The sequence below is a fragment of the Agarivorans albus genome, from assembly GCF_019670105.1.
Classification (GTDB): Bacteria; Pseudomonadota; Gammaproteobacteria; order Enterobacterales; family Celerinatantimonadaceae; genus Agarivorans; species Agarivorans albus.
The window spans coordinates 2,624,066-2,647,577 of record NZ_AP023032.1; the positions used below are offsets into that span (position 1 = coordinate 2,624,066).

The window sequence follows — 23,512 nt, forward strand, 5'->3', positions numbered from 1 at the left end:
CAATGTTAGACCGTTACGCCATAAAAATTATAAAAGCACCATTAGATTACAGCGCGAAACAACTCGATAATGCCGGTTTAAGCGCCAATCAAATTACCCTTATTGGTTTTTTTATTGGTTTAAGCGCCATCCCTTTTCTCGCTTTTCAGCAATACCATGTTGCCTTGGCGCTTATTTTACTCAACCGGACTTTTGATGGCTTAGATGGCGCATTAGCGCGCCGACAAGGTTGCAGTGATTTTGGCGGCTACCTCGACATTGTTTGCGACTTTATTTTTTACTCCGGCATTGTGTTAGGTTTTGCGCTAGCAGCTCCCGAGCAAAATGCCGTTGCGGCCAATGTACTTATTTGGACCTTTATGGGCACCGGTTCAAGCTTCTTAACCTTTGCAATTATGGCCGCTAAACGCAACATTAATAACACCGTGTATCCGCATAAGTCTTTGTATTATTTAGGTGGCTTGACGGAAGGTACAGAAACTATCGCCACCTTTGTACTATTTTGTTTGTTCCCGCAGTACTTTGCTAAGTTGGCATTTATATTTGCTGCTTTATGCAGCATTACCACGGTAACTCGAATACTGGCAGCTAAAGCCACATTTACCGACAATGGCGGCACTAACAACACCGCTGCGTAAACAAAAAAACCGGTAATACTCTGTATTACCGGTGGCAACTTGCCAAACTAAGCGTCAAAACAATAACAGGCAGAAATTATCGTTCACCAAACACTTAGCGGTTTATGTAACTTAACAACGCGAATCACTGCGCTAAGCCTTAGCGCAACACTACTCTGCAGCTAGGCTGTTATAGGCATTAATACTCATACCTGCGGTAAAGCCACCATCTACCCCTATCGTTTGTCCGTTAACAAAGGCACAGTCGGGAGCGGCTAAAAAGTGAATGATGGCTGCAACCTCTTCCGGCTCGGCAATACGACCCAACGGCACTGCTTTATGCTCCATGCGTAGTTGAGGCTCACCACCTTCAGCTCGCGCCATTGGTGTATCCACCGACGTTGGGCAAATGGCATTCACCCGAATATTTTGCTCACCTAATTCCAAGGCTGCGGTTTTAGTAATCCCCAATACTGCCCACTTAGAACTTACATAAGGGGCTAAGTAAGGCACGCCTTGCACACCCGCGGCAGAGGCAACATTTACAATGCTGCCGCCCTGGCTCATGTACTGAGTGGCGTGTTTGATGCCATATACCACACCCATGGTGTTCACATTAAAATTGAAATCAAAGTCTTCTTTTTCAGACTCAAGCAAAGTGTTGTAGCCGCGATTAACCCCAGCGCAATTAACAACGATGTCGATTTTCCCGCATAAATCATTGGCGACAGCCATTAAGTTGCGAACGGAGTTCTCATCAGATACATCAGTTTTTACAAAAATACCGCCAATACGTTCCGCAAATTCGATAGCATTTTTTCGCCCGGCAATCACTACTGTTGCACCCGCTTTTGCCATACGCTCGGCTGCTGCTGCACCAATACCAGAAGTGCCACCGGTAATTACCGCTACTTTACCGTCTAAATTAAATAGTTGATTCATCTTCTCACCTCTTATCGTTTGTGCAGCTCTATGCCGCCTTGAATAACGACAAGTTACCGAAGTTGACCGCTTTAACAGAGTTACACACTGGAACCTTAGGTAAGTTACCTAAGCAAAAAGGCTTGAATACAAACACCGGTAAAAGTACTACAAAAACCCACAAAGCAAAGTGGATCAAACTTACCAAACCGAATAAATAACCAACTTATTCAGTAGTTTATATAAGATCTCAAATTTAAATGGAAAGTTGTAAATAAATGGTCAGCAAAAACTGCGAAATATAGGCGCTAAAAAATAGCTAAATAGATAAGATGAATTAAGCCAAAAACAAGTGGATGATTAGGCATTCAACTCTAACTCCACCTAAAAAACCTTTTCTTTTGTAATACATGAAATTTATCGATAGGCACAAAAAAGCCTCGCACTGCGAGGCTTTTTTTATATTTTTTGACCTTAAGCTACATTTTCTTCTGGCAATCGGTGGTTGCTATTATTAAGCAATGCCAAGTTTGCTTCGCGGGCCTTTTCCGGGTCGCCAGCCATAATTGCTTGGTAAATAGCAGTATGCTCTGACATACAAGTTCCGCCTTCTTTAGAAGAATGCTGGAAAAACCCAATGAACATCACCTGCAATACATTAGCAAAAGGAATATAAAAGCTGTTGCCAGTGGCTAAGTATACTGTACGGTGAAACTGCAGATCTGTTTCTACCCATTCACTTTGGTCTTCACTCTTGGCGATTTCAACCATACGCTGATAATACTCAGACAATTTCATCCGCTGTTCAGCACTGGCATTAATAGCAGCTAACGCTGCAGCTTCTGGCTCAATAGCACGACGCAAGGCTAAAAACTCGGTGAGTGTATCGCTTGTTTCGCCCACACCAGACATCCAACTTAACAGTTGAGAATCTAACATATTCCAATGTTCACGACTTTTAACTCGTGTACCAATTTTAGGGCGAGATTCCAGCAAGCCTTTTGAGCTTAAGTGCTTAATTGCTTCACGCAAAGCAGTTCTGCTTACGCCGAATTGTTCACACAATTCCATCTCCGATGGAATAATACTGTCTTGAGGAAGCGCGCCAGACAAAATACTTTTGGCAATCTCCCTTGCTACTTGTAAGTGTAAACTGCGCGAAGCGCCTTCAATCATTGCAAATTCGTTAGCCATAGGTGTCCTTTTTACTATCCTATGAATTCATCCATTCATATTAATTTAGTGCAGCAATTTCGATGCTGCCCGACTAATGTATGCCTACGTTAACAGATTTAAAAATTTACACTACCCGAATAACGATAGTGTTTTGATATTACTGTACTTTTTTCAATACACCCTAGGCTAAAAACAGCCAAAAACTGTCGCCAATTACCGACACTTGACTATTTATCGAACAATAAATGTATTACAAATTGTGAGATGGATTGCAGCCACCAAATTGGTATTTTGTTACATTTCGATTATTCGAAATCCCCTCCCCTAATATTCGAACTATCATTTGAGAGTAATTTGATGGGATCCAGATAACGTTTTCAACTGGATTACATATAAAAGTGAGATCGGAATCGCAGTTAGACCTATATGTCATACAATAATGCCATATTGCTTGTTAAGGTAAGCGCATCTACTATGGAAGAGGAATAACAGAAATGGATTTAAACGTCCTGATTGTACTCATTTACTTTTGCTTTTTGATCGCCATTGGCTGGATGTTCAGAACATTTACCAATAATACCAGCGACTACTTTCGTGGGGGCGGTAAAATGCTCTGGTGGATGGTAGGTGCAACCGCCTTTATGACCCAATTTAGCGCTTGGACTTTTACCGGCGCAGCAGGTAAAGCCTATAACGACGGTCTTGCCGTTGCCATTATCTTCGTAGCCAACGCCTTTGGTTACTTCATGAACTACGCCTACTTCGCTCCTAAGTTCCGCCAACTGCGCGTAGTAACGGTTATCCAAGCAATTCGCATGCGTTTTGGTAAGTATAACGAGCAAGTATTTACTTGGTCGGGTATGCCTAACAGTGTGGTATCTGCGGGTATCTGGTTAAACGGCTTAGCCATTATCGCTTCTGGTATCTTTGGTTTTGATATGACTTGGACCATTGTATTAACCGGTCTTGTCGTTCTAATCATGTCTGTTACCGGTGGCTCTTGGGCTGTTATCGCATCCGACTTTATGCAAATGGTTGTGATTATGGCAGTAACCGTAACCTGTTGTATTGTCGCCATTATTCACTCCGGTGGTGTTGGTAATATTCTAGATGAGTTCCCTCGTGACTTTGTTATCGGTGACAACCTTAACTACGTAAGCATCTTAACTATTTGGGCATTCTTCATCTTTGTTAAGCAGTTTAGCATTACCAATAACATGCTTAACTCTTACCGCTACCTTGCGGCTAAAGATTCAAAGAACGCTAAAAAAGCTGCTTTACTAGCTTGTTGTTTAATGACCTTAGGTCCTGTTATCTGGTTTATTCCACCATGGTTCTTAGCAGGTCAAGGCGTTGACTTAGCCGCTATGCACCCAGAAATGGGCAGTAAAGCCGCTGATGCCGCTTACCTAGCCTTTGTTGAACTATACATGCCAGCCGGTATGGTGGGTCTGCTTATTGCCGCAATGTTTGCTGCCACCATGAGCTCTATGGACTCTGGCCTAAACCGTAACTCTGGTATCTTTGTTAAAAACTTCTACGAACCAGTACTACGCCCACATGCTTCAGAAAAAGAACTAGTAGCAGTATCTAAAATCACCTCTACGGTATTTGGTATTCTTATTATTCTCTTCGCCCTATTCATTAACTCATTAAAAGGTTTGAGTTTATTTGATGCGATGATGTTTGCTGGTGCAATGCTAGGTTTCCCAATGACGATTCCTGCTTTCCTAGGCTTCTTTATCAAGAAAACGCCTGATTGGGCTGGCTGGGGTACCTTACTTGTTGGTGCTGGTGTGTCTTACATCGTAGGTTTTGTAATCGGACCGCAGCATATTCAAGACCTGTTTGGCTTAGAACAAGAGCTTACTAACCGCGAATGGAAAGATCTTAAAGTAGCAATTGCCCTAATCGGTCACATTACTTTAACTGGCGGCTTCTTTGTAATGTCTCAACTGTTCTACAAAGGTTTGAGTGAAGAGCGTTCAAAAGACGTAGATAAATTCTTCAACAACTTGCACACGCCATTAGTTAACGAATCTGCCGAACAAGAAGTGTTAGATAACAAACAACGTAGCATGTTAGGCAAATTAATCGCAGCAGCGGGTGCCTTTGTAATGTTGTTAGTTGTTCTTCCAAACAGCCTTGGTGACCGTTTAGTGTTCATCCTTTGTGGTGCCATTATTCTTGCGGTGGGTGTACTGCTTATTAAAGCAAACACCAGCAATAAGAAGCCACCTCTTAGCCAAGCTGTAGAAACCGAGTCTTAGTAAGACCTGTAGCAACAAGGAACTGACCATTCCTTCTTTTGCAGTGTTTAGGGTGTTGGCCTAAACACTGCCTTTTTGCTTTTAGCCTCCAACAAAAAAACCGGCTTTAAGCCCTCTTCTTTTAGGTAGATAAACAAAAAAGCTAAGCACAAAGTGCTTAGCTTTTTATTTGTAACAATTACCTTTACTCGAAGCTAAATTGCCTGCTGCACACCAACAAAAAGGGATACAAAACCTAGTAATGGCGTGATTTAAAGCAGCTCTACAAGCCATTTTCTGCTGGCAATAGTCAGGCATTTAGAGTTATTTGAAGAGTTCATTTCCACAACGATCCCATCCACTGAGTCAACAAATTTACATACAAGCGTTAACAGTACTTCTAAACACTTACCGGTTTCACTTTCAGTATCATGCTACAGCGTTATTCGCATTTCGTCGCGCCACCAGCGACCAAAGAATCAGTATCATTTTCAAAACGTTTACTATAATAAATTTTGATTTCAATCATTTGTAGAGGAAAGCTATGAAAGCAAGCTTGTTAACCATAAGCGCGGCTTTACTAACGGTTACTCCATTTTTAGCTCAATCTTCTGCTGATGAGAATGTCGCTGAAATTATGTTGGTGTCAAACTTAGAAGAGGCTCGCGGCTATTGCTTAGACATTGCTGGTGGTAAAGGGGCAAATGCGCCCTTAGACAAAGGGTTACAAGCACATACTTGTTATAACTACACGGGCGAGATTTCAGAAGACCAAGGCTTTGATATATCGCTCATTTCGAAAGGCGTGTTTCGAATTCCTTACTATGATGTTTGTATGTCGGCTTCCTCACTTGAGCTGAATGCATCGATTGAATTGCAGGAATGTAACTCTTCTGAAAACCAAAAATTTTCACTGAATGATGATGGTCAGATCGTTCTCAACACAGACTCTCGCTTATGTGTAACAGTTGATGGAGATAACATTAAAGAAGGGCGTGGAGGTTCTCCTGTGCATATTATGCGACCACTCTCTCTCGAGCTGTGTGATGAAAGCAAAAATGAATATCAAGTTTGGACAATTAAGCCTTTATAATCGATTTAAAACAACAACATATTCAACAGTAATTCCCATCACCTAGCGATCTTAGTTTAGCCTGAGCTTTTTAAAGTCAAAAGCTTAGCCTGAGTGGTGGCCTTGCTCACCACTTAACGCGGAGTTACCACAAGAATTATCAAGCCTTAGCTTTGTAATGCCGATGAGATGACCAATGGGACATCCATTAACGCTCAAACTGTATTCCGGCAACTAACTTAGTTCTTAACTAAAGCACTTATCACTTGTGGGGTTTGCGCATAAACACGTTTGCTTTGAGCAAGTAATAATTCAGCGGTGGCTACTGCATCTGCCAGTGCATTATGCCCAGGGTATTCTGGCAGCCCATAGCGTTTACGTACTGCTGCTAAACGATAATCTCCCGTTTTTTGACGATTTACATTCGCTAGCAAAGACTTTTCGATGCTTAAGGTATCAATCCATAACACTGGGAAGTGGCTATCTTGATAACGCTGCTGCAAATACGCTTCTATAAATTGTTGCTCCACGCAGCGACCGTGAACCAATAAAACTTTGTTGTGCATAGCTTTGAATAGCTTATCCATTGCCGCATCTAGGCTAATGCCCTGCTCTAACATCTCTGGCACTATTTGATTAATAACGGCGGTTTCGGCTTTTACCTGGGTGCCGCTATTTACGAAATAATGCTCTGCATCCTGCACGTTGATCCGCAGTTTTTTCATTGGCACAAAACCAATGCTTAAGATTTGATCTGTGCTGGGGTCTAAACCAGTGGTTTCTATATCAAAGGCTAAAAACTCTAGGTCTTTTATTAGCTCATTTTCTTTAGGTAGTTCAGACTTTAGAAGCTCAATGAGCTGCTTTGGTAACTGTGTAGAAGCTAAAGCCTTACTGCGCTGTTTAGTCAGTTTTGCTATGGGTTTAAAACGCTTAAACATAGCTAAAATTACTTCTCACTAAAACGCAGCTTGGCTGCATCTTGCAGATTACCAATAATTCTAAAGGCATCTTTTAAGTGTTCACGCTCAAAGTTACCAAAACTTTTAGGTGCGATGTAGTTGTCGGGCTGTTGCCCTTCTTTTAAGGCTTTTAGTTGATGGCGAAAACGTAACTGGGTAATAAAGCGGTAAGCACCTAACACATCTTTAAGGGCATCATCACTTAAAATATGCTGCTTGGCCGCTTGGTTAAAGCGTTGCTCGGTGCCAGTATCATCACAGTTTACCGCCAAGCCATAAATTCGGCCTAAATCGACAATCAGTAACAAAGCGTACTTTTTAATATCGAGCATTTCGCTGTGTTCTCCGCCTTTTTCTAGCACCAAATTATTAAAGATACCCAGCGGTGGGTTTACCGAAACCGAGTCTGTCACTAAGGAGTTTAAAAAGGTTTTATTGTTATTTAGCAAACTGTACAAATACTGCTGCAATTGCTCAGACAAGCTGCCGTCACCATGAATACAACGCACTTCCATAAATACCGTAGCGTTAAGTAGCATGCTGTATTCTGGGTTAGAAACCCACTTACGGTAATACTCTTTCCACACATTAATTGGCTGACACCACTTAGGCGTAGCTGCCATAAACTTGCCACTACACAACGGGTATCCGCAGCTATCCATCGCATTGCACACGTACATGGCTAAGTGAGTAAAGTAGATTTTGTCTGATTTACTCACGCTTTCTGGCAAAATAATTGCGCTGTCTTGATCAGAGAGCATGTGCACTTCGTTTCGGGCATGCGAGCCAGCCACCACCCAGGTATACGCACAAGGCGGTTTGCCAAGCTTTTGCTCAGCCATTTGAATAAGCCGGCGATTGTAAGCATCCATAATCATCGCCATTACGCGGCCGATTACTTCCACCCTTACTTTGCCTTCCACTAAAGCTTCAAAAATAGCTTGTCGCTCGGGAGTGAGCTTAGCTAGACCTTCTATGCTTTCGGTGTATTTGATCTTTTCAATAAGGAAAATTGCTTGTACCCGATGCTTTTGCACTAGGTGCGAGGTAGTAAGCAAGCCAAGTACCTGATTGTTTTCAACTACCGGTAAACTGCGAATATTGTGCTCCATCATTAACGAAGCAGCAGTAAGAATAAGGTCGTTAGGTTTGGTGGTAATGGCGGGTGTCGTCATCACCTCGCTGATGGGGCAGCTTATGTCGTAGCCCTCTGCAATTACTCGCTTGGTCATATCTCGGTCGGTAATTAAGCCACTAATCACCCCATTTTGTTTGATTACAGCGGTTGATGAACGGCATTGCTCGCGCATTTCTTTAGCCACCGCTTGAATAGACATGTCACCAGTAACAACTGCCACCGTACCGCTAGCAACTTCTGAGACTTTTTTGAAAAACAAACCTTTTTCATTGTCTGACCACACCACATTAAGCGCCGACTGCAAACGCACTCGCGCTTTAGAGGCAAAGCTATCTGCATATTCTGGATGTTCTTCTAGTAACTGAGTGAGTTGGCTGTGTGGCACCATGTATAACAAGGTGTTTTCTATCGCCGTAGCACTGTAACCGTCTAATGCATCTTTAAGTGGCGCTAAAAAAGTAAAACCAAATAAATCTTCCTCACCTAACTTTGAGCGTAAAACACCATTGGGTTTACGCTGCTCCATTGCGCCAGTGCGAATAATGTACAAAAAACACTCTTGCTTCTCGCTGCCAAAGTTGATTTTTTCGCCACGCGCCAAATAGGTAATTTGCACCGACTCCCCTATTTGACGCTGCAATTTAGGTGGCAACAAATTAAAGGGATAAATTTGCGAGAGGAACTCAATAATATTTGGCAGTAGGGTTTGCGGCATGGTGATAACCTATAATCAGCAATAGTAGTATTATATTGCTATTTTGCGGAAATACTATGAGCTAACTTCAATATGTCGAGATATTAACCGCTTATAACTCGCGGCCTAGAGCAACTATAGCTGAGATATTGTCAGCTTCACCAAGTCCTTTATCTTTTCTAGATCTTGCGAATCACTAAATGCTAGCTCTATCCATGCAGATCCTGCGCTGCGTTTGGGGTGGACAAGCGAGCGAACCGGCCGCTCCAAACCCAACTTAGCAATGGTGTTTTTGCCTAGCTTTAGATCAAGTTCATCAGATTGATGAAAATGAGCAAACTCACATTCTTTATAGCGAAAGCCATAAAAGCCGCCTTTATCATTTGGCCAAAACACGCTACTCACGCCTTGTTGAGCTTCTAACCAATGGTGCAACTGTTGTTTTAAGCTTGATTGCTGCGTGATAAAGCGCCTTCCTTCTACCAGTAAAACCAAAAGATTTAGCGATTTGCCTGCTCATGTTTTAACAGCCAATCTTTGCGATGAATCCCCCCACCATAACCGGTTAATTGACCATTAGCGCCAACTACCCGATGACAGGGAATAATGATACTAATGCGATTTTGCCCATTTGCCGATGCCACAGCTCGCACGGCATTAGGAATTTGAAGATATTCGGCTTGTTGGCCGTAACTGCGCGTTTCGGCGTAAGGAATATCCATTAAGCCTTGCCAAACTTTTTGTCTAAACTCGGTGCTTGGGGTGTCTAGCGCCACGTCAAACTGTTTGCGGCTTCCCGCAAAATACTCTGCAATTTCCTGTTGAACTTGGTCTAAGTGCGGATTATCTCCTGGCAAAATCACCGCTTTTAATCGCTTGGTAAGATCGGCAAACTCGGTTTCTAGCATGCGTCTATCGGTAAACTCCAATAAACAAAGCCCTTTATCAGTGGCGCAGGCATACATTGGCCCAATGGGCGTGGTGAAACGAACAATGTTGATAACCGCTTTGTTTTGTTCACTAGGCGCTCCGCCAAATACTTTTTTATAGCTATCGTTAAAGCCACTCAAAGACTCATAACCGCTATCAAAGGCGCTATTGCTTACACTATCGCCTTGCTGAATTTGGCTAAAAGCTGAGTTAATCCGCAACATCCGCTGGTACGCGTGAAAGGTAATCCCATGATGTTTCTTAAACCAACGGCGCACCTGCGCGGGATCTAAGCCTCGCTCACGTAAGTCACCATCTTGAATTCGAGTGAAGTTGTCTTGTTGAAGGTCGTCCAATAACTGCTTAATACCCAAAGGTGCAGCATCCAGTGGCTGCATCGGTTTACACACCTTGCATGCGCGATAACCGTGCTGCAATGCTTCTTGCACGGTGTCGTAGAAAACCACATTTTCAATTTTAGGTTTACGCGCCCTACAGCTAGGCCGACAGAAAATGCCGGTGGTTTTAACCGCGGTATAAAAGGCCCCTTCATACTGAGCATCTTTGCGACTCATAGCTTGATACTTTTGCTGAAAACTTAGTGCTTTCATAAACTTTTCACTACATAGAACAGACTTGGAACTACATTAGCAAGTTTGCTGAGCAGCGCTACCGAAAACTGAACAAGTATTTTTAGCTAACGAGTAGGGCTAGCTTCACGTGGTGAAAACTAACCCTAAACAACAGAGAGATAGCTAGGCTAAATGCTGTTCAAAAAATGCAATAGTTCTGTTCCACGCCAGTTCTGCATTCTCTTCATCATAGCGGCCAGTAGAGTCATTATGGAATCCATGGTTAGCTTTTGCGTACATGTGCATTTCAAAATCAACCTTATTGGCCAATAAGTCTTGCTCATACTCGGGCCACGTTGCGTTAACCCGCTTATCAAGTTCTGCTAATTGAATTTGTAATGGTGCTTTGATGTTGGCTCTAAGCTCTTTGGCCGCCGGCGTCCCATAAAATGGCACGCCAGCGTCAAGCTCGCTACCCATTCGCGCTGCGAGCATATTTACTACATAACCTCCAAAGCAAAAACCCACCGCGCCAAGTTTACCGCTGCTTGCATCATGTTTTTTTAGAAACTGAGCAGCAGCTAAAAAGTCCTGTTCAATTTTGCTGCGGTCTAATGACTTCTGCATGCTGCGCCCTTCATCATCATTCCCAGGGTATCCGCCTAAGCTGTATAACGCGTCCGGGGCAAAGGCAATAAAGCCTTGTTTAGCTAAACGCCTTGCCACGTCTTTCACATAAGGATTAAGCCCTCGGTTTTCGTGAATAACCAATACTACGGGTGCTTTGCCCTCTAAATTTGCGGGCATAACAAGATACCCTCTACCCTCACCGTAACCCTGGGGGGAAGCAAAAGTTGCGAAGCTTGCTTTAATATCAGGATCGTTAAACGACACTTGCTCAGCCAGAGCGTAATTAGGAAGTAAAGCCGACGATAACACCGCCATTGAAAAGCCAACTGCCGCCAATTTAGACAAACGAGCTAAAAACGTTCGGCGGTCAATAAGTCCGTGTGCATATTCGTCATACCAATCAAATGCTTCTTGAGGAATAGAATAGGTTTGTTGAGTTGGTAGCGCGTCCGTTTTCGATGAGTCCATATCTAGCTCCTTACCTTTACCTTAATGAATGACTTTAGACCAAATAAATTGTCTTGAACTCACTTGGCTGAGTTTTTCAGCCCTTAACTAAACTGACTAAGCATAACAAACAGATTAGCTACATGAGCATCATCAGTAAACTTCATGGTCTAAACCCATGACAATACTGAAAATGTCTTAGTTGCTATATATTTAGTAACCCACCTAGCCACTCCACACAAGTAATATTCCTAACTTGCATAGCTCTCTTAGTTCACCTCTGTTCGTTCACACTTGGCTCTCTCATTGCGGTGTACAACAGCGAACTTCAAGGGGACTTACAGGCTCAGCTTATAAAAACGGCATAGTGCCAATTTAAGATCAGCGCTATTTTTATCGCCTCTCAACAAGCTAATTACTTTGTAGCCGCCCACATTTAAGAGCTTAAAATCGGGCCTAATCCAGTTTGATGTCTCAAATAATTAACGCGCTAATTGACCTTCTGTTTTTGAGAAGCATCATAAGATTATTGTAGTACAATAACTCAAAAAGCAAGCTATAGGTAAGCGAATGAAAATAAAAACTCTTGTTGTTATGATGCTTGGCGCGCTAAGCACCAGCCTATCTGCGGCCACGACTACGCCAGCAGAAGTATTAGATCTATCTTGTTGGAAAGTAACCTTACCAGTGTCTTTGGACAATGGTGACCGCCCTACAGAGTTTAGCGAGAAAGAGATTGCTAAAGGCGCAATGCATGAAGATTACTTCTACGTAAACGAAGCCAAAGATGGTGTGGTTTTTCGCTCACCGATTCAAGGCATTAAAACCTCTAAAAATACCAAGTATGTTCGCTCGGAGCTTCGTGAAATGATGCGCTGTGGTGATACTAGCCATAAAACAAAAGGCGTTAATGGCAACAACTGGGTATTTAGTCATAACGAGTCGGCTGACTCATTGAAAAATGCGGCGGGTGTAGACGGTAACTTAAAAGCGACCTTATCTGTCGATCACGTCACCTCTACCGGTGAAATTTGGCAACAAGGTCGAGTAATTATTGGCCAAATTCATGCCCCAGATGATGAGCCAGTTAAAATCTACTACCGCAAACTGCCTAACCATGAAACGGGTTCGGTATGGATTAGTCATGAGCCAAATGGTGGAGACGACATAATTTTTCCAATGATTGGTCCAACTAAGCCAAATTACTGGAAGCAAAAAGATAAAGATATTCCAAAGTCATACAATGATGGTATCGCCTTAGGTGAAAAATTCTCCTACGAGATTGATATTAATGGCTCTGACATGACTGTAACGATTAGCCGCGAAGGTAAGGCTGACGTTGTACAAAAGGTTGATATGCAGAACTCAGGCTACGGCTTGAAAGATCAGTGGATGTATTTTAAAGCTGGTGTTTATAACCAAAACCGTTCTGGCAACCCAGAGGACTATGTTCAAGCAACCTTCTACAGCTTAGATGTAAACCACGGCTCTGCTAAGTAGTGACGAACTAACCAAAACTAAAAACGCGTTGAAACAAGCTTCAACGCGTTTTTTTGTACCACCTAAACAGCCCACCTTTTGTCACTAAAAGCGTTTACCAACGCTAAAGCGGAATAGATCAGCATCATCTTGGTGACCCTTTCGATCAATCACTCGGCTAATGCTTACACCTAAGTAGCCATCTTCAAAAAATGACCAGCTAGGATAATAGTTAGCCCCAAAGCTAATAATTCCTTTTAAGTCGTAGGCACTAGTATGCTCAACTTTATCAAGCACAAAATAACCTCCACCACCCATTCGTCCTTCGAAACGCTTGCCTAAAGGAATCACCTTCCATAGCTGCGTTGAAATACCGCTGCGGTCGGTGGCGCCGTTGTAGCCCCCTTCGTCGATGTAGCCCAGCGATAAAGCCAAATTATTATGAAAGCGTTTTGCCAAATCAAAGCTGTATCCAACCTTTGTTTCTGGCCCACCATGATTAATTTTAGTATTAATAATCGACACCCAAGCATCATCAAACCATTGGTAACGTGTTTCCTTACGCTGATAATCGGAGTTATCAATATCCCAGCCCACTCCAATCAACAGCGAGTTGCCATTAGGTCGTGCAGCCATAAGGTAGCTATTTAATTGCAAACGTAAGTGAGCGCTTTCACTAAAGCGTTTTAAAGGATAGATAAACGCTAGAGTACTCATCGCCCCTAGGCGTTTTTCGTTTAACTCCAATCCCGTTTCATCAATAGTGGTGTCAAATGACATGTACGGCCCAGCGCCAAGCTCTAAACGAAACCAGTCCGTTGGAACGTATACATAAGTGGCATGTGCGGAAAAACCATCTCGATGATGATTATAAGGATGCCCTTCGTTGGCATGAATTAAGTCTACCCGCCAATTTTTATGAAAGTGCTGAGCGAAACGAATATCAAAGGAGCGAAACTGTTGCTTCTTTTGCTCATCGCTTGCGCCATCATCTAAGTGCGTAATACCACTACCTCCGGTAATTGAGAAGTAGCTGTCAGCCTCTGGTTTAAGCAAAGTTTTTGCGTGCAGTGTTGGAGAGACAAACACCGCAAGAGCGAATAGAACAGCAATAGAGAATTTAAACATGAGGGCGACCAATAGCAGCAAAAGATATAAAATACAGCATCTTAGCCTACACCAAAGCTCAGTATTATTGTCGCTAGAATACTGCATATATTAAACTTTGAAGCTTTTTACTGAATTCGGGTGGTATAAGGGCAAACCGCCAGATCTTAGGCTAAATCAAGATGGAAATTGTAATGATATATTTGTGTATTGGCATCGCTAGTTGCCTGCAAGCTAAACCCCAATTTAAGCAATAAGCGCTTTGAAGCTTGATTGTCGCCATCCAAACCTGCGACTAAGCAGTGGTAAGATGTATGCTGTTTTGCCCAATCGATAAATCCACTTAACAATTCACTGGCAATGCCTTGTCGCCAGTAAGCCTCTCCCAATAAATAGCCAATGTGAACGGTGCTTTTGCTTTGTTCATGTACAAACAAAAAGCCTATAAGTAGCGCTTGGTCTTTAAACGAAACGGCAAACAGCTGGCTTTCTGAACACACCGTGTTTAACCAGCGCAAGGCGTCCTTTTCATTGTTTATCTGTTGAAAATATGGCGGCAACGCCTCTACAACTGCTGGCCTTAGCAGTTCAACAATACGAGGTAACAAGCAAGTTTCTTGTTTGATAGCATGCTTATGGTAAAGCTTGCTTACCTTCAATCGTTCAGTAGTAAAGATCGATTCAGAATACACTTTCACCGCCCTCAATTTCCTACCTATAAATGGTGCCAAGCGTTTGTTAGGCGAAACGCATTCAGCAGCATACTGCGATTAAATGTAACTGAAACCACTGGCAAAGGCGACTACACTAGCAATTGGACGCTATAGGGAGAGCCGAAAGGAATGAAGAGTTTATCTGCCACACTGGTGTTACTAGCTTCTTGCTGCACGGCACAAGCCCAATACAACCCGTGGGAACAGGCCACCAGCACCTACCAAGCCCCAGCTGCTGCAATTGGTAGCTACGCCAATGGCTGCCTTGCCGGAGCAAAAGCGCTTCCCTTAGCTGGCGAAGGCTATCAAGTTATTCGCGCCCAACGTCATCGCTTTTATGGCCACCCAAGCCTTATCGCATTCATTAGTGATTACGCCAAACAACTGCGCAGCCAAGGCATTAACAATATTTTGATAGCAGATATGTCGATGCCAAGAGGAGGCCAATTCAACTATGGGCATAGTAGCCACCAAATTGGCTTAGACGTGGACATTTGGTTACGACTAGAAGACGACTTACTGGTAACCAAACAACTAGCCAGCCCTTATGCGGTAAGTGTGGTAGACAAGAAAAATTTGATCATCAATAAAAACACTTGGAAAGACGAGCATAAAACCATGCTAAAAGTCGCTGCTCAAGACGAGCGAGTTGCGCGTATTTTTATTAACCCAATCATTAAACAACAACTGTGTGATGCACGCGAAACTGGTGATGACTGGCTGCAAAAAATACGTCCTTGGTGGGGGCATAGCTCTCATATGCACGTGCGTCTAGTTTGCCCAACGGGCGATACACAATGTAACAATCAAAAGCCAATAGCAAAGGGCCACGGTTGCGATGAACTAAGCTGGTGGAAAGAGCAGCTCGCCAAAACACCTACTTTTAGTAAACCTCAGAAACCTAAACCTTTAAAAACAAAACCACTTCCTTGCGAGCCCTTAATTAAGAGCTTGCAAGCAAAGCAATAAAACTAGCAAGCCTACTATTTGGCTTGCTGTCTTAACTTAAATGTCGTTTACAAACCAGGCAGCATTCCGCCACCTACTGGCATCGCAACACCAGTCACATAGCTGGCTGCTGGGCTGGCAAGATAACAAACGGTATCGGCAATTTCACTGGGCTCGGCTGGGCGCCCCATGGCAATAGTCGAATTTTCTAACTTTGCAGCTTCTTCGATGCTAATGCCTTCCGCTTCAGCAATTCCTTGATAAGCTTGCTGCAACATATCGGTTGCAATAGCGCCCGGGCACACCACGTTAACTCGCACACCTTTGTTGGCATATTCTAAAGCCAACTCTTTAGTTACCCCGACCAAGGCAAACTTAGTGGCGGTATAAGGATAAGGCATGCCCTGCAAGGCGCCTAGGCCCGCTAAAGAAGCAATGTTTACAACGGCACCCGAGCCTTGACGCTCCATTTGCGGTAATACCGCTGCGCACATAGCCATAGTGCCTTTTACGTTTACCGCGTAGTTGGCATCCCAATCGCGGTTACTATTTTCTAGAAATACTGGCGAGCCAGCACCTATGCCGGCATTATTGACTAATATGTCTATGCTGCCGTAATGGTCAATGACCCGCTGTACTGCAGTATTAACTTCGGCTTGGTTGGCTACGTCTACTATTACCCCCATAGCCTCTGCGCCTTGCGCCTTAAGGTCGTCCACTACCTGCTGCAAACCTTCTGCTGAACTTGTTCGTCCAGTTAAGGCAATTTTAGCGCCTTGTTTAGCTAGTTTAAGTGCAATAGCACGGCCTAAACCTTTCATCTTTGTCGCGCCAGTAATAATGGCGACTTTACCCTTAAGTGTCATAGTAATCCTCTGATATCAATGTTGGTTTTGAGATAATCAATATTAGGGTCTGTTGATCTTTGCTGATGGTTTTTGCAGCAACTTATTAGCCATTTAGGCAAGGCAGTGAGTGTGCAGTTAAGTGGGCTTAATAATCACTCGCTAACGCGGAATAAATGGCTAAGAAATGCTGCCCGAAGGGTTCGGATAAGCGAACTTTACTCTTTGTTAAGCACTTCTTGCTTAGCCCACTAGGCTTCTAAGTGCTCGCCGCGATTAAAGCCCGCTTATCTCGAACAAAAAATCAACACCAAAGATCAACAGCCCCTAAGGACTTAAAACGAAGCGCTCCCTGCGCTCCTCAATCTATCCCTCGACTGTGCTTAAGTACTCGTACGAGATTTTGTGATTTGCTTATGCCATAACTTCTTGCTGAGTTAACAGCGCATACTCTTCACGTAATTTCGCTTCATTTAGCCCATATTTAGCCGCGGTTTTCTCGAAGAATGGAGCCCAGTGACTGGCCAAAACTTCCACTTCTTCTGTTTGAGCCTTTAAGCTGTAATAACCTTTTTGCCCAGGCATACGTGGTGCACCTTTGCCTGGCAATGGCTTAGCCTGTTGTACTGCCTGAGTAAAGCGGTCTGCTTTAGCTAATACCTCGCCTATTGGCCCGAAATGGCTAGGGTCGATAGCAATGTAGTAAGAGCCACCTACCGATGGTTTATCGGCATCACCGCTTAGGTAATCGGTTAGCGTTGGCATCTCTGGCGCTATAACCCCCAGCGGATTAATAATGGCGCTAAGAGCTTCGTTCCAAAGGTTTAAAGAATACAAACGCGGGTCTGTAAGATTCTGGTAACAAGATTGATCAAACACTCGGCCATAGCCTTCTACAGGGCGCGCAAATGGCGCAAGGTCATTGCCTAATTCACCCGTTTGCGGGTCAATCACTGAGTCTTTTTTAACCTTGGTGCCCTGCAATACTGATTGTGCAGTGTCTGCGTCATACCACTCACATAGCTTCACACTGGTCCAAACCGGCGCTTCGTTACCAGATGGCGCAATAGCATCAAAAGGCGGTACAGATAATACGTTAGCCATGCCACCATATGGCGAAGCCATTGGTACCGAGTTATTTGAGGTTTGAGCAAACATATTTTGCTCGTGCGCCATCCAAGCATAAGAGCCGTAGCTACCTGCATCGTTATGGTTACCGCCAAATACGATAGCGATACCGTGTTTTTTAGCCTTAGCGATAGCAAGCTCGGCCATTTTAGTCACTGTCCAATAACCGCTAGAGCGCTTACCATCGACCACCGCCCAAGCATCCCCCTCACCAACCACTTCTGGCTCAGCCTTAATGTCTAACTCACCAGCTTGAAAGGTAAGGTCGATGGCCTCATAAACACCTAAACCTTGGTTTAGTTTGCCTTGGCGAATGCCGGTCATTAGTGCGCGAGATACTGCGTTTGCATGTTCTTCGCTGGCGCCGGTGGCTTGCCAAACTCGCTTCAAAGAAAACTCAATGAAGCCTGCATCTACTTTTTTGGTTTGAACTTGTGTGCTCATAATCTGTCTCTCTTATTGGCAATTAACAATGTGTATCTAGTTGACGAGAGCCAGTTTACTTAAAGCCCAAAAATCTCGAAGTTACACACTGGATCGTCGGCAAAAAAGAAAAATACCCAAATAAAAACAGAAACTTATAAACGATTAGCAATGACAGTAAATGAGTAACAATAGGTAACAAGCCGCAATATGTTAAGCAGAAACAACTAAACTACTGTTAGTGAAAGACTTTGCCAAATTAGGCGCTACTTTTGAGGCAGCATTAATGGCAGAATAAACCCAGCGTAAATAGAAATAGGTAATGAAAGTGGCCAACGGTAAAAACTTAGACCTAGATAATCAGCAGCACCAAATACTGATCCGCGAACAACTGGAGCGCATAGTCGAGAGCAGTGTTTTCGAACAAAGCCCAAAAATGAAAGAACTGCTGAGCTACTTGGTTGACCAAACCTTGCAAGGCAACGGCGACCGCTTAAAGCAGTTCACTATTGCGATTGAGATTTTTGACCGTGACGCAGACTTTGACCACCAATCCGATCCCATTGTACGCATTCAAGCAGGCCGAGTGCGTCGCTCTCTCGACACCTATTATTTTACCGAAGGTGCCAACGACGCGCTTTATATCTCGGTGCCTAAAGGGCGTTATGTTCCTAGTTTTAAGTTACGCAGTGAACAAGATCTTAATCCTCAAGCTATTGCTCCTGTTACAGAACCCGCAGAGATTGAAAGCCTAAGCCCAAGCATTACCGTTCTGCCATTTTTATCTTTAGCCGACGACAACCAACAGCAATTTTTTGCCGATGGTTTTGGCGAAGAGCTTGCCACCGAATTATCACGCTTTGATACGCTTAATGTGGTGTCGATGTATGCCATGGGTGATACCAGTTTTGATATAAACACTGCCGCCGACATCAACCAAATAGGCAAGCAGCTCAAGGTTTCCTTTATCACTAGCGGCACCATGCGTGCTTTAAACAATCAAATGCGTATTCATGCTCGCCTATATCGCGCCGATACAGGACAACAAGTGTGGGCCGAGAAATACACCTGTGATATGTCTACCGATGACTTATTCGAAGCGCAAGATCAGATCATTGCCGAGATAGTGGCAGAATTGGCGTCAAGTTTTGGTATTATTCACCGCGAAATTTACCAAAGCTGCAACCATAAAAAAGTTGAGCAATTATCCACCTACGAAGCCACCCTACGCTACCGCCACTATTTAATGACCTTAGGCAAAGAGCAATACCAACCGGCTTTGCAAGCACTGCAAAAAGCAACCCAACAAGAGCCAGAATATGCACTTGCTTGGGCAATGTTAGCCATTCTTTATTTTGATGCCGATAAGCTAGCCATGGCAGACATTGCTAATGCCAGTGAGCTAGGCTTTGAATGTGCCCGTAAAGCAGTAGAGCTAGATACCAATAATCAAGAATGCCAAATGGCCTTGGCCATGGGCTACTTAAGCCGCGGCGATCAAGCAGGCCTTATTGAAGCAGTAAATAAAGTTATTGCCCTTAACCCTAATGCCGCCTACCAAGTGGGCTTAGCCGGTTGGGCACTGTGTTTAGCTGGTGAGTTTAAACAAGGTAGAGAGTTGTTAGCTAATTCTAAGGCGTTAAATCCCTTTCGCCCACCTTGGTTTGCTTTGGCAGATATTCTTTACTTTTATGCAGAGCAAGACTTTGATCAGGCCTTTAAAGCCTTAGATCAATTCTCATTAAGTACCCTCTATTGGCAACCTCTACTGCGCTGTGTATTACACCTAGAAAAAGGTGAATTTGCCCAGGCTAAAGCCGCCTACCTAAAAGTACTTGAACTTTGCCCAGATTTTAAACAACGACGCGAGCATTACTTAAGTGCTTATTTAGTTTGTCCAAATTTAAAGCAACAAGTTATTTCAGCATTAGATAAACTTTAAGAATACTCGAGCGGGGATTTCGTTATACTCCGCTCAATTTCTCCCAACACTGTAAGCGTCAATGCGACTAGACAAGTTTATTTGCAAAAGCACTACGCTTGAACTTGTTCAGGCAAGATTGGCAATTAGCCAACATCAGGTACAAGTTAATCAGCAAACTGCAACAGATGCAGCAATGCAAGTACACGAGAACAACCACATAGAACTATTGGGTGAGCGCTTATTTGCTCGCCCCTCTCAGTATTTTGTGATCCACAAACCTGCTGGGTGTATTTGCTCCAATAAAGACGAAGCTTATCCGTCGGTATTCAAAGCTGTAGGGCTAAACCAAAATGAGCAACTGCATATTGCCGGACGTTTAGATGCCGATACTACCGGTTTGGTATTAGCTACTGACGATGGTAGGTGGTCATTCTCTATCACTCGGCCGGAGCAACGTTGCCCTAAGGTTTATAAAGTTACGTTAGCTAAGCCCATTACTCACAATGCCATTGAGCAGCTCGAACGAGGCTTAGTTCTTCAAGGAGAAGCTAAAGCCACCCTACCCGCTATGGTTAATACCTTAAGCGCCACTGAAGTTGAATTAAGTATTTATGAAGGCAAATTTCATCAAGTAAAGCGAATGTTTGCGGCAACGGGCAACCGCGTCAAAGCCCTACATCGACAACAAATTGCCGATATTGTATTGGACATTGCACCGGGAGAATGGAGAGCACTAAGCCAGTTAGAAATAGATTGTTTTTCTTCAACTTAACCAAACTAGTTTCAGATATTCAAATTAGCATGGTAATTTTGCCAATAAAAAAGGCACTTAAGCTAATAAGTGCCTTTGGAGAATTAAGATGAAGCGCTAAATCTTAAAGCTTGCTGGTTGACTCGGAGTCATTAAAAGTAGCCCGTTGAATGGCCACTCTGGGTTTGCTTACTAAGCAAGTTAAACCAACCACTAAGGCAATAGCACTAACCACTGCCACTAAGCTAGCTAAAGAGCTCCAACCAAAACTGTCGGCACTAATGCCACTGAGTACATTACCACCAGCATAAGCACCGGCAATGGCAAACATTAACAGGCCTTGAGTCATCCCTGCACCGGCTCGAGAAGCCTTGGCTGCAATGGCTGGCTGCACCATATCTACCGTTGTCACTCCTTGTAAATAAACTAGATACAAACCTAAAGGTAAATATGCTGCAAGTTGCCCAGCATATAAGGCAAGCCCAGCAAGACCTAGCATCACCACGACTTTAGCCACTACCGCCAGCAACCATACTTTTTCGCCACCTACTTTAGCCATGGCTTTACCCACTAAAGATAACAGCACCAAGCTAACTACCGCCGATACCGACAAGGCCATAGATGAAAGCGCGGCGTCAACCTTAAATACCTCAGCCATATAGTTAGGAAACTGCCCGGTGATAACACCTTGGCCAATCGATACAAAAAAGATAGCCAGCAAAATCAAACCAAAGCGAGAAAGCACCACCTGCATGATTCCACCGGCTTCGCCTCCCTCATTGACTTGTTCTACTTTAATCTGCGCAGCGGCTTGTTTGTTGGTCGCGGCGGTTACTAGCAGCGCCAACAATGGGATGAAGAACATTACTGCAAAGCGTAGCTCAAACGACACGCCAGCTTCGGTTAATGCCGCTAAACCAATGCCGGCAAGCAACGAACCCACAATAGCAACCTGATTAAGCAAAGTAAGCTTGGAGGCTTCCTCTTCTGCTTCATAACCCCCGGAGACGATAAACGCCGGGTTAATCATCAGAAGGGAAGCGGAACCCAAACCTAAAAACACAGCCGCCAACAAATGCAGCATGAAATTCGCACCTGACAGTGCAAAAACTAAGGCTGAAATAGCAATCGCCGCTAAACCAATTAACTGTGCAGCTCGGTGCGCGCGATATTTATCGGCAAGTCCACCCAGTACAGGTGCCAGCAAACCCGACAAGCCCAAAATACCCATGGCAATACCCACTTGAGTTGGGCTGCCGGTTTTATCAAGAATAAAAGTGGGAATTAGAATAGGGATAAATACCAACTGGATAATGCCGTAGCATAAGTGCGCGGTATACCAAGCCTCTAAACCCCAACGTGGCTTATTCATAACATACTCCTAAAACACAAAAGCAAAAGGCGACATTGCTGTCGCCCCATTTATTACAGGCTGGCTTTGCCAAAAGCTTGTGGCCATTGTGTTTTACGTTTTTCACCATTACGTTTAGCGGTGCAATCTGCTAACCAACAAAGCAGTTTCCAGCTAATGCCTGCAGCAATGTAACCATCACGTTTTGACATATCGTGTTGCGGCGTGTATTCCACCACATCGGCACCGACTAAGTTAATGTTGCCGTGTTTACGCAAGTAACGAATGATATCCCACACTTGGCGCGACTTAAGACCAAAAGGCTCAATGGCAGAGTTAGACGCATTGTCGGTTGCATCTAGTGCATCCAAATCAAAGCTAAAGTAACAAGGGCCATTGCCTACTCGCTTCAAAATACGCTCGGCTATCTCGGTAGTGCCTAAATCAAACACATCGTCAGAGCTGTAAGTTTCTACGCCAAAGTTTTTAGCATGCCCCCCCACCAAGGCAGTCATTCGGCCGCGAATACCCATGGTAATCATGCGCTCAGGATCTAAGTTCCCTTCGGCAAAGTTACGTGTGAACTGGTTGCCCGAGTGATAGGGGTACTCAAAATCTGCGAAGGTAACTAAGTCATAATGCGCATCAAAGTGAATCAAACTTAATGGGCCAAACTTTTTGCCCAGGGCCGCGATAGGTGCATAGCTAGTGGTATGGTCGCCACCCCATGTAAAAGTAACGCAATCGTCTTCTAGTACAATTTTCTCGTACTCATCAACAATTTTTTGCACTTCGTCTTTCATATCGAACTGGCCGTAGGTATCAATATTGCCATAATCGATAATACGCGCATTATCGAAAGGAATATCCCAGCCGCCGGTTGGGCTTGGTTCAATAGTACCCATGGCATTTTTAGACAACTCTCGCAGTGCCTTTGGCCCATATTTATGCGAGCTATTCATTGGAGCGGCTTTTTCTAAAGGTTGCCCAACCACTGCAATATCGGCATTTTTGGTGTCTCTAGAGAACGGGGCCATAAATGCGCCCAAATATTCTTTGTTTAGGTTACCTACCACCTCAAGACCTACACCGCCCATTTCACTAATGCGCACCAAGTGCTCCATTACTTCTTGATCAATGCCATCAATGCTTTGCGAGTTAAGCCACAAGTCTTGGTACTTTGCTAAACGCTCTGCAGGAATTGGCGGATGTTTTTTAAAAGTAGATGTAGTCATTGTTTTAGTCTCCGGTTTTAATCAACGGCTAAGCCTTTAGCTAAGCGCTGTTTGTTTTGACGGAGCCATTGTGGATTTTTGAACAAACACAAAGAAGTAAGTTACTGGAGTAACACAGTGACAGGAGGTAACACGTAGAATAAAGACTGAAAGTCAGCGACTTGTAGAAACTAATATGAATCTATTTAGTCTTAAGTGTC

General features: G+C 43.8%; 20 protein-coding genes. 7 read left to right on the forward strand and 13 right to left on the reverse strand.

The annotated features are described in order from the left end of the window. Positions 1 to 2 precede the first annotated feature (2 nt). A complete protein-coding gene (locus tag K5620_RS11995; protein WP_016401902.1) occupies positions 3 to 638 on the forward strand; it encodes a CDP-alcohol phosphatidyltransferase family protein in 636 nt (211 codons plus the stop codon). 150 nt (positions 639 to 788) lie between these two features. Here the strand turns inward: K5620_RS11995 and K5620_RS12000 are convergent, their stop codons facing one another. Then, positions 789 to 1,559 carry an SDR family NAD(P)-dependent oxidoreductase gene (locus tag K5620_RS12000; RefSeq protein WP_016401903.1) on the reverse strand — a complete coding sequence of 257 codons (771 nt, stop codon included), beginning with the start codon at positions 1,557 to 1,559 and terminating at the stop codon, positions 789 to 791. Between the two features lie 453 nt (positions 1,560 to 2,012). Next, complete coding sequence (locus K5620_RS21820; protein WP_221077367.1) at positions 2,013 to 2,732, reverse strand: FadR/GntR family transcriptional regulator; 720 nt, start codon at positions 2,730 to 2,732, stop codon at positions 2,013 to 2,015. Positions 2,733 to 3,208: 476 nt separating this feature from the next. Between K5620_RS21820 and K5620_RS12010 the strand changes: the two genes are divergently transcribed. Continuing rightward, positions 3,209 to 4,984, forward strand: coding sequence for a sodium:solute symporter family protein (locus K5620_RS12010; protein ID WP_016403663.1), 1,776 nt, complete (start codon positions 3,209 to 3,211; stop codon positions 4,982 to 4,984). 523 nt (positions 4,985 to 5,507) lie between these two features. Further along, the gene (locus K5620_RS12015) at positions 5,508 to 6,056 is read left to right on the forward strand and encodes an RICIN domain-containing protein (protein WP_016403664.1); all 549 of its coding nucleotides are present in this window, start codon (positions 5,508 to 5,510) and stop codon (positions 6,054 to 6,056) included. Positions 6,057 to 6,274: 218 nt separating this feature from the next. Here K5620_RS12015 and K5620_RS12020 read toward each other — a convergent pair whose 3' ends face one another. From K5620_RS12020 to K5620_RS12040, 5 genes are all read right to left on the reverse strand, one after another. Next, positions 6,275 to 6,976: an exonuclease domain-containing protein gene (locus K5620_RS12020; RefSeq protein ID WP_016403666.1), complete on the reverse strand. Its 702-nt coding sequence runs from the start codon at positions 6,974 to 6,976 to the stop codon at positions 6,275 to 6,277. An 8-nt stretch (positions 6,977 to 6,984) separates the two neighbouring features. Beyond that, a complete protein-coding gene (locus K5620_RS12025) occupies positions 6,985 to 8,850 on the reverse strand; it encodes a putative nucleotidyltransferase substrate binding domain-containing protein (RefSeq protein ID WP_016403667.1) in 1,866 nt (621 codons plus the stop codon). Between the two features lie 114 nt (positions 8,851 to 8,964). Continuing rightward, complete coding sequence (locus K5620_RS12030; protein WP_016403668.1) at positions 8,965 to 9,324, reverse strand: luciferase domain-containing protein; 360 nt, start codon at positions 9,322 to 9,324, stop codon at positions 8,965 to 8,967. 5 nt (positions 9,325 to 9,329) lie between these two features. Beyond that, positions 9,330 to 10,370 carry a bifunctional transcriptional activator/DNA repair enzyme AdaA gene (locus tag K5620_RS12035; protein ID WP_016403669.1) on the reverse strand — a complete coding sequence of 347 codons (1,041 nt, stop codon included), beginning with the start codon at positions 10,368 to 10,370 and terminating at the stop codon, positions 9,330 to 9,332. A 144-nt stretch (positions 10,371 to 10,514) separates the two neighbouring features. Continuing rightward, the gene (locus K5620_RS12040) at positions 10,515 to 11,429 is read right to left on the reverse strand and encodes a dienelactone hydrolase family protein (RefSeq protein WP_016403670.1); all 915 of its coding nucleotides are present in this window, start codon (positions 11,427 to 11,429) and stop codon (positions 10,515 to 10,517) included. 549 nt (positions 11,430 to 11,978) lie between these two features. On the opposite strand from K5620_RS12040, the gene K5620_RS12045 reads away from it, so the two are divergent. Beyond that, complete coding sequence (locus K5620_RS12045) at positions 11,979 to 12,908, forward strand: polysaccharide lyase family 7 protein (protein WP_016403671.1); 930 nt, start codon at positions 11,979 to 11,981, stop codon at positions 12,906 to 12,908. A gap of 84 nt (positions 12,909 to 12,992) precedes the next feature. On the opposite strand, the gene K5620_RS12050 is transcribed toward K5620_RS12045, so the two are convergent. After that, on the reverse strand, positions 12,993 to 14,015 hold the full coding sequence (locus K5620_RS12050; RefSeq protein WP_016403672.1) for a hypothetical protein: 1,023 nt from the start codon (positions 14,013 to 14,015) through the stop codon (positions 12,993 to 12,995). Positions 14,016 to 14,161: 146 nt separating this feature from the next. Then, positions 14,162 to 14,692, reverse strand: coding sequence for a GNAT family N-acetyltransferase (locus K5620_RS12055; protein WP_016403673.1), 531 nt, complete (start codon positions 14,690 to 14,692; stop codon positions 14,162 to 14,164). 144 nt (positions 14,693 to 14,836) lie between these two features. Here K5620_RS12055 and mepA point away from each other — a divergent pair, with 144 nt between their 5' ends. Beyond that, positions 14,837 to 15,676, forward strand: a complete 840-nt coding sequence (gene mepA / locus K5620_RS12060) for a penicillin-insensitive murein endopeptidase (protein WP_016403674.1) — start codon at positions 14,837 to 14,839, stop codon at positions 15,674 to 15,676. A gap of 47 nt (positions 15,677 to 15,723) precedes the next feature. Here mepA and K5620_RS12065 read toward each other — a convergent pair whose 3' ends face one another. Together K5620_RS12065 and K5620_RS12070 are read right to left on the reverse strand one after the other, a co-directional pair. Further along, positions 15,724 to 16,521, reverse strand: a complete 798-nt coding sequence (locus K5620_RS12065) for an SDR family NAD(P)-dependent oxidoreductase (RefSeq protein WP_016403675.1) — start codon at positions 16,519 to 16,521, stop codon at positions 15,724 to 15,726. Positions 16,522 to 16,914: 393 nt separating this feature from the next. Continuing rightward, positions 16,915 to 18,072, reverse strand: coding sequence for an Ldh family oxidoreductase (locus tag K5620_RS12070; protein WP_016403676.1), 1,158 nt, complete (start codon positions 18,070 to 18,072; stop codon positions 16,915 to 16,917). 301 nt (positions 18,073 to 18,373) lie between these two features. Here K5620_RS12070 and K5620_RS12075 point away from each other — a divergent pair, with 301 nt between their 5' ends. Both K5620_RS12075 and K5620_RS12080 read left to right on the forward strand, forming a co-directional pair. Beyond that, positions 18,374 to 19,993, forward strand: a complete 1,620-nt coding sequence (locus tag K5620_RS12075) for a transmembrane adenylate cyclase (RefSeq protein ID WP_215426487.1) — start codon at positions 18,374 to 18,376, stop codon at positions 19,991 to 19,993. A gap of 61 nt (positions 19,994 to 20,054) precedes the next feature. Further along, positions 20,055 to 20,747, forward strand: coding sequence for a pseudouridine synthase (locus K5620_RS12080; protein WP_040307627.1), 693 nt, complete (start codon positions 20,055 to 20,057; stop codon positions 20,745 to 20,747). Positions 20,748 to 20,850: 103 nt separating this feature from the next. Here K5620_RS12080 and K5620_RS12085 read toward each other — a convergent pair whose 3' ends face one another. Continuing rightward, the gene (locus K5620_RS12085; RefSeq protein ID WP_221077368.1) at positions 20,851 to 22,098 is read right to left on the reverse strand and encodes an MFS transporter; all 1,248 of its coding nucleotides are present in this window, start codon (positions 22,096 to 22,098) and stop codon (positions 20,851 to 20,853) included. A 53-nt stretch (positions 22,099 to 22,151) separates the two neighbouring features. Further along, positions 22,152 to 23,312, reverse strand: a complete 1,161-nt coding sequence (locus tag K5620_RS12090) for an arginase family protein (RefSeq protein ID WP_016403683.1) — start codon at positions 23,310 to 23,312, stop codon at positions 22,152 to 22,154. Positions 23,313 to 23,512: the final 200 nt, after the last annotated feature.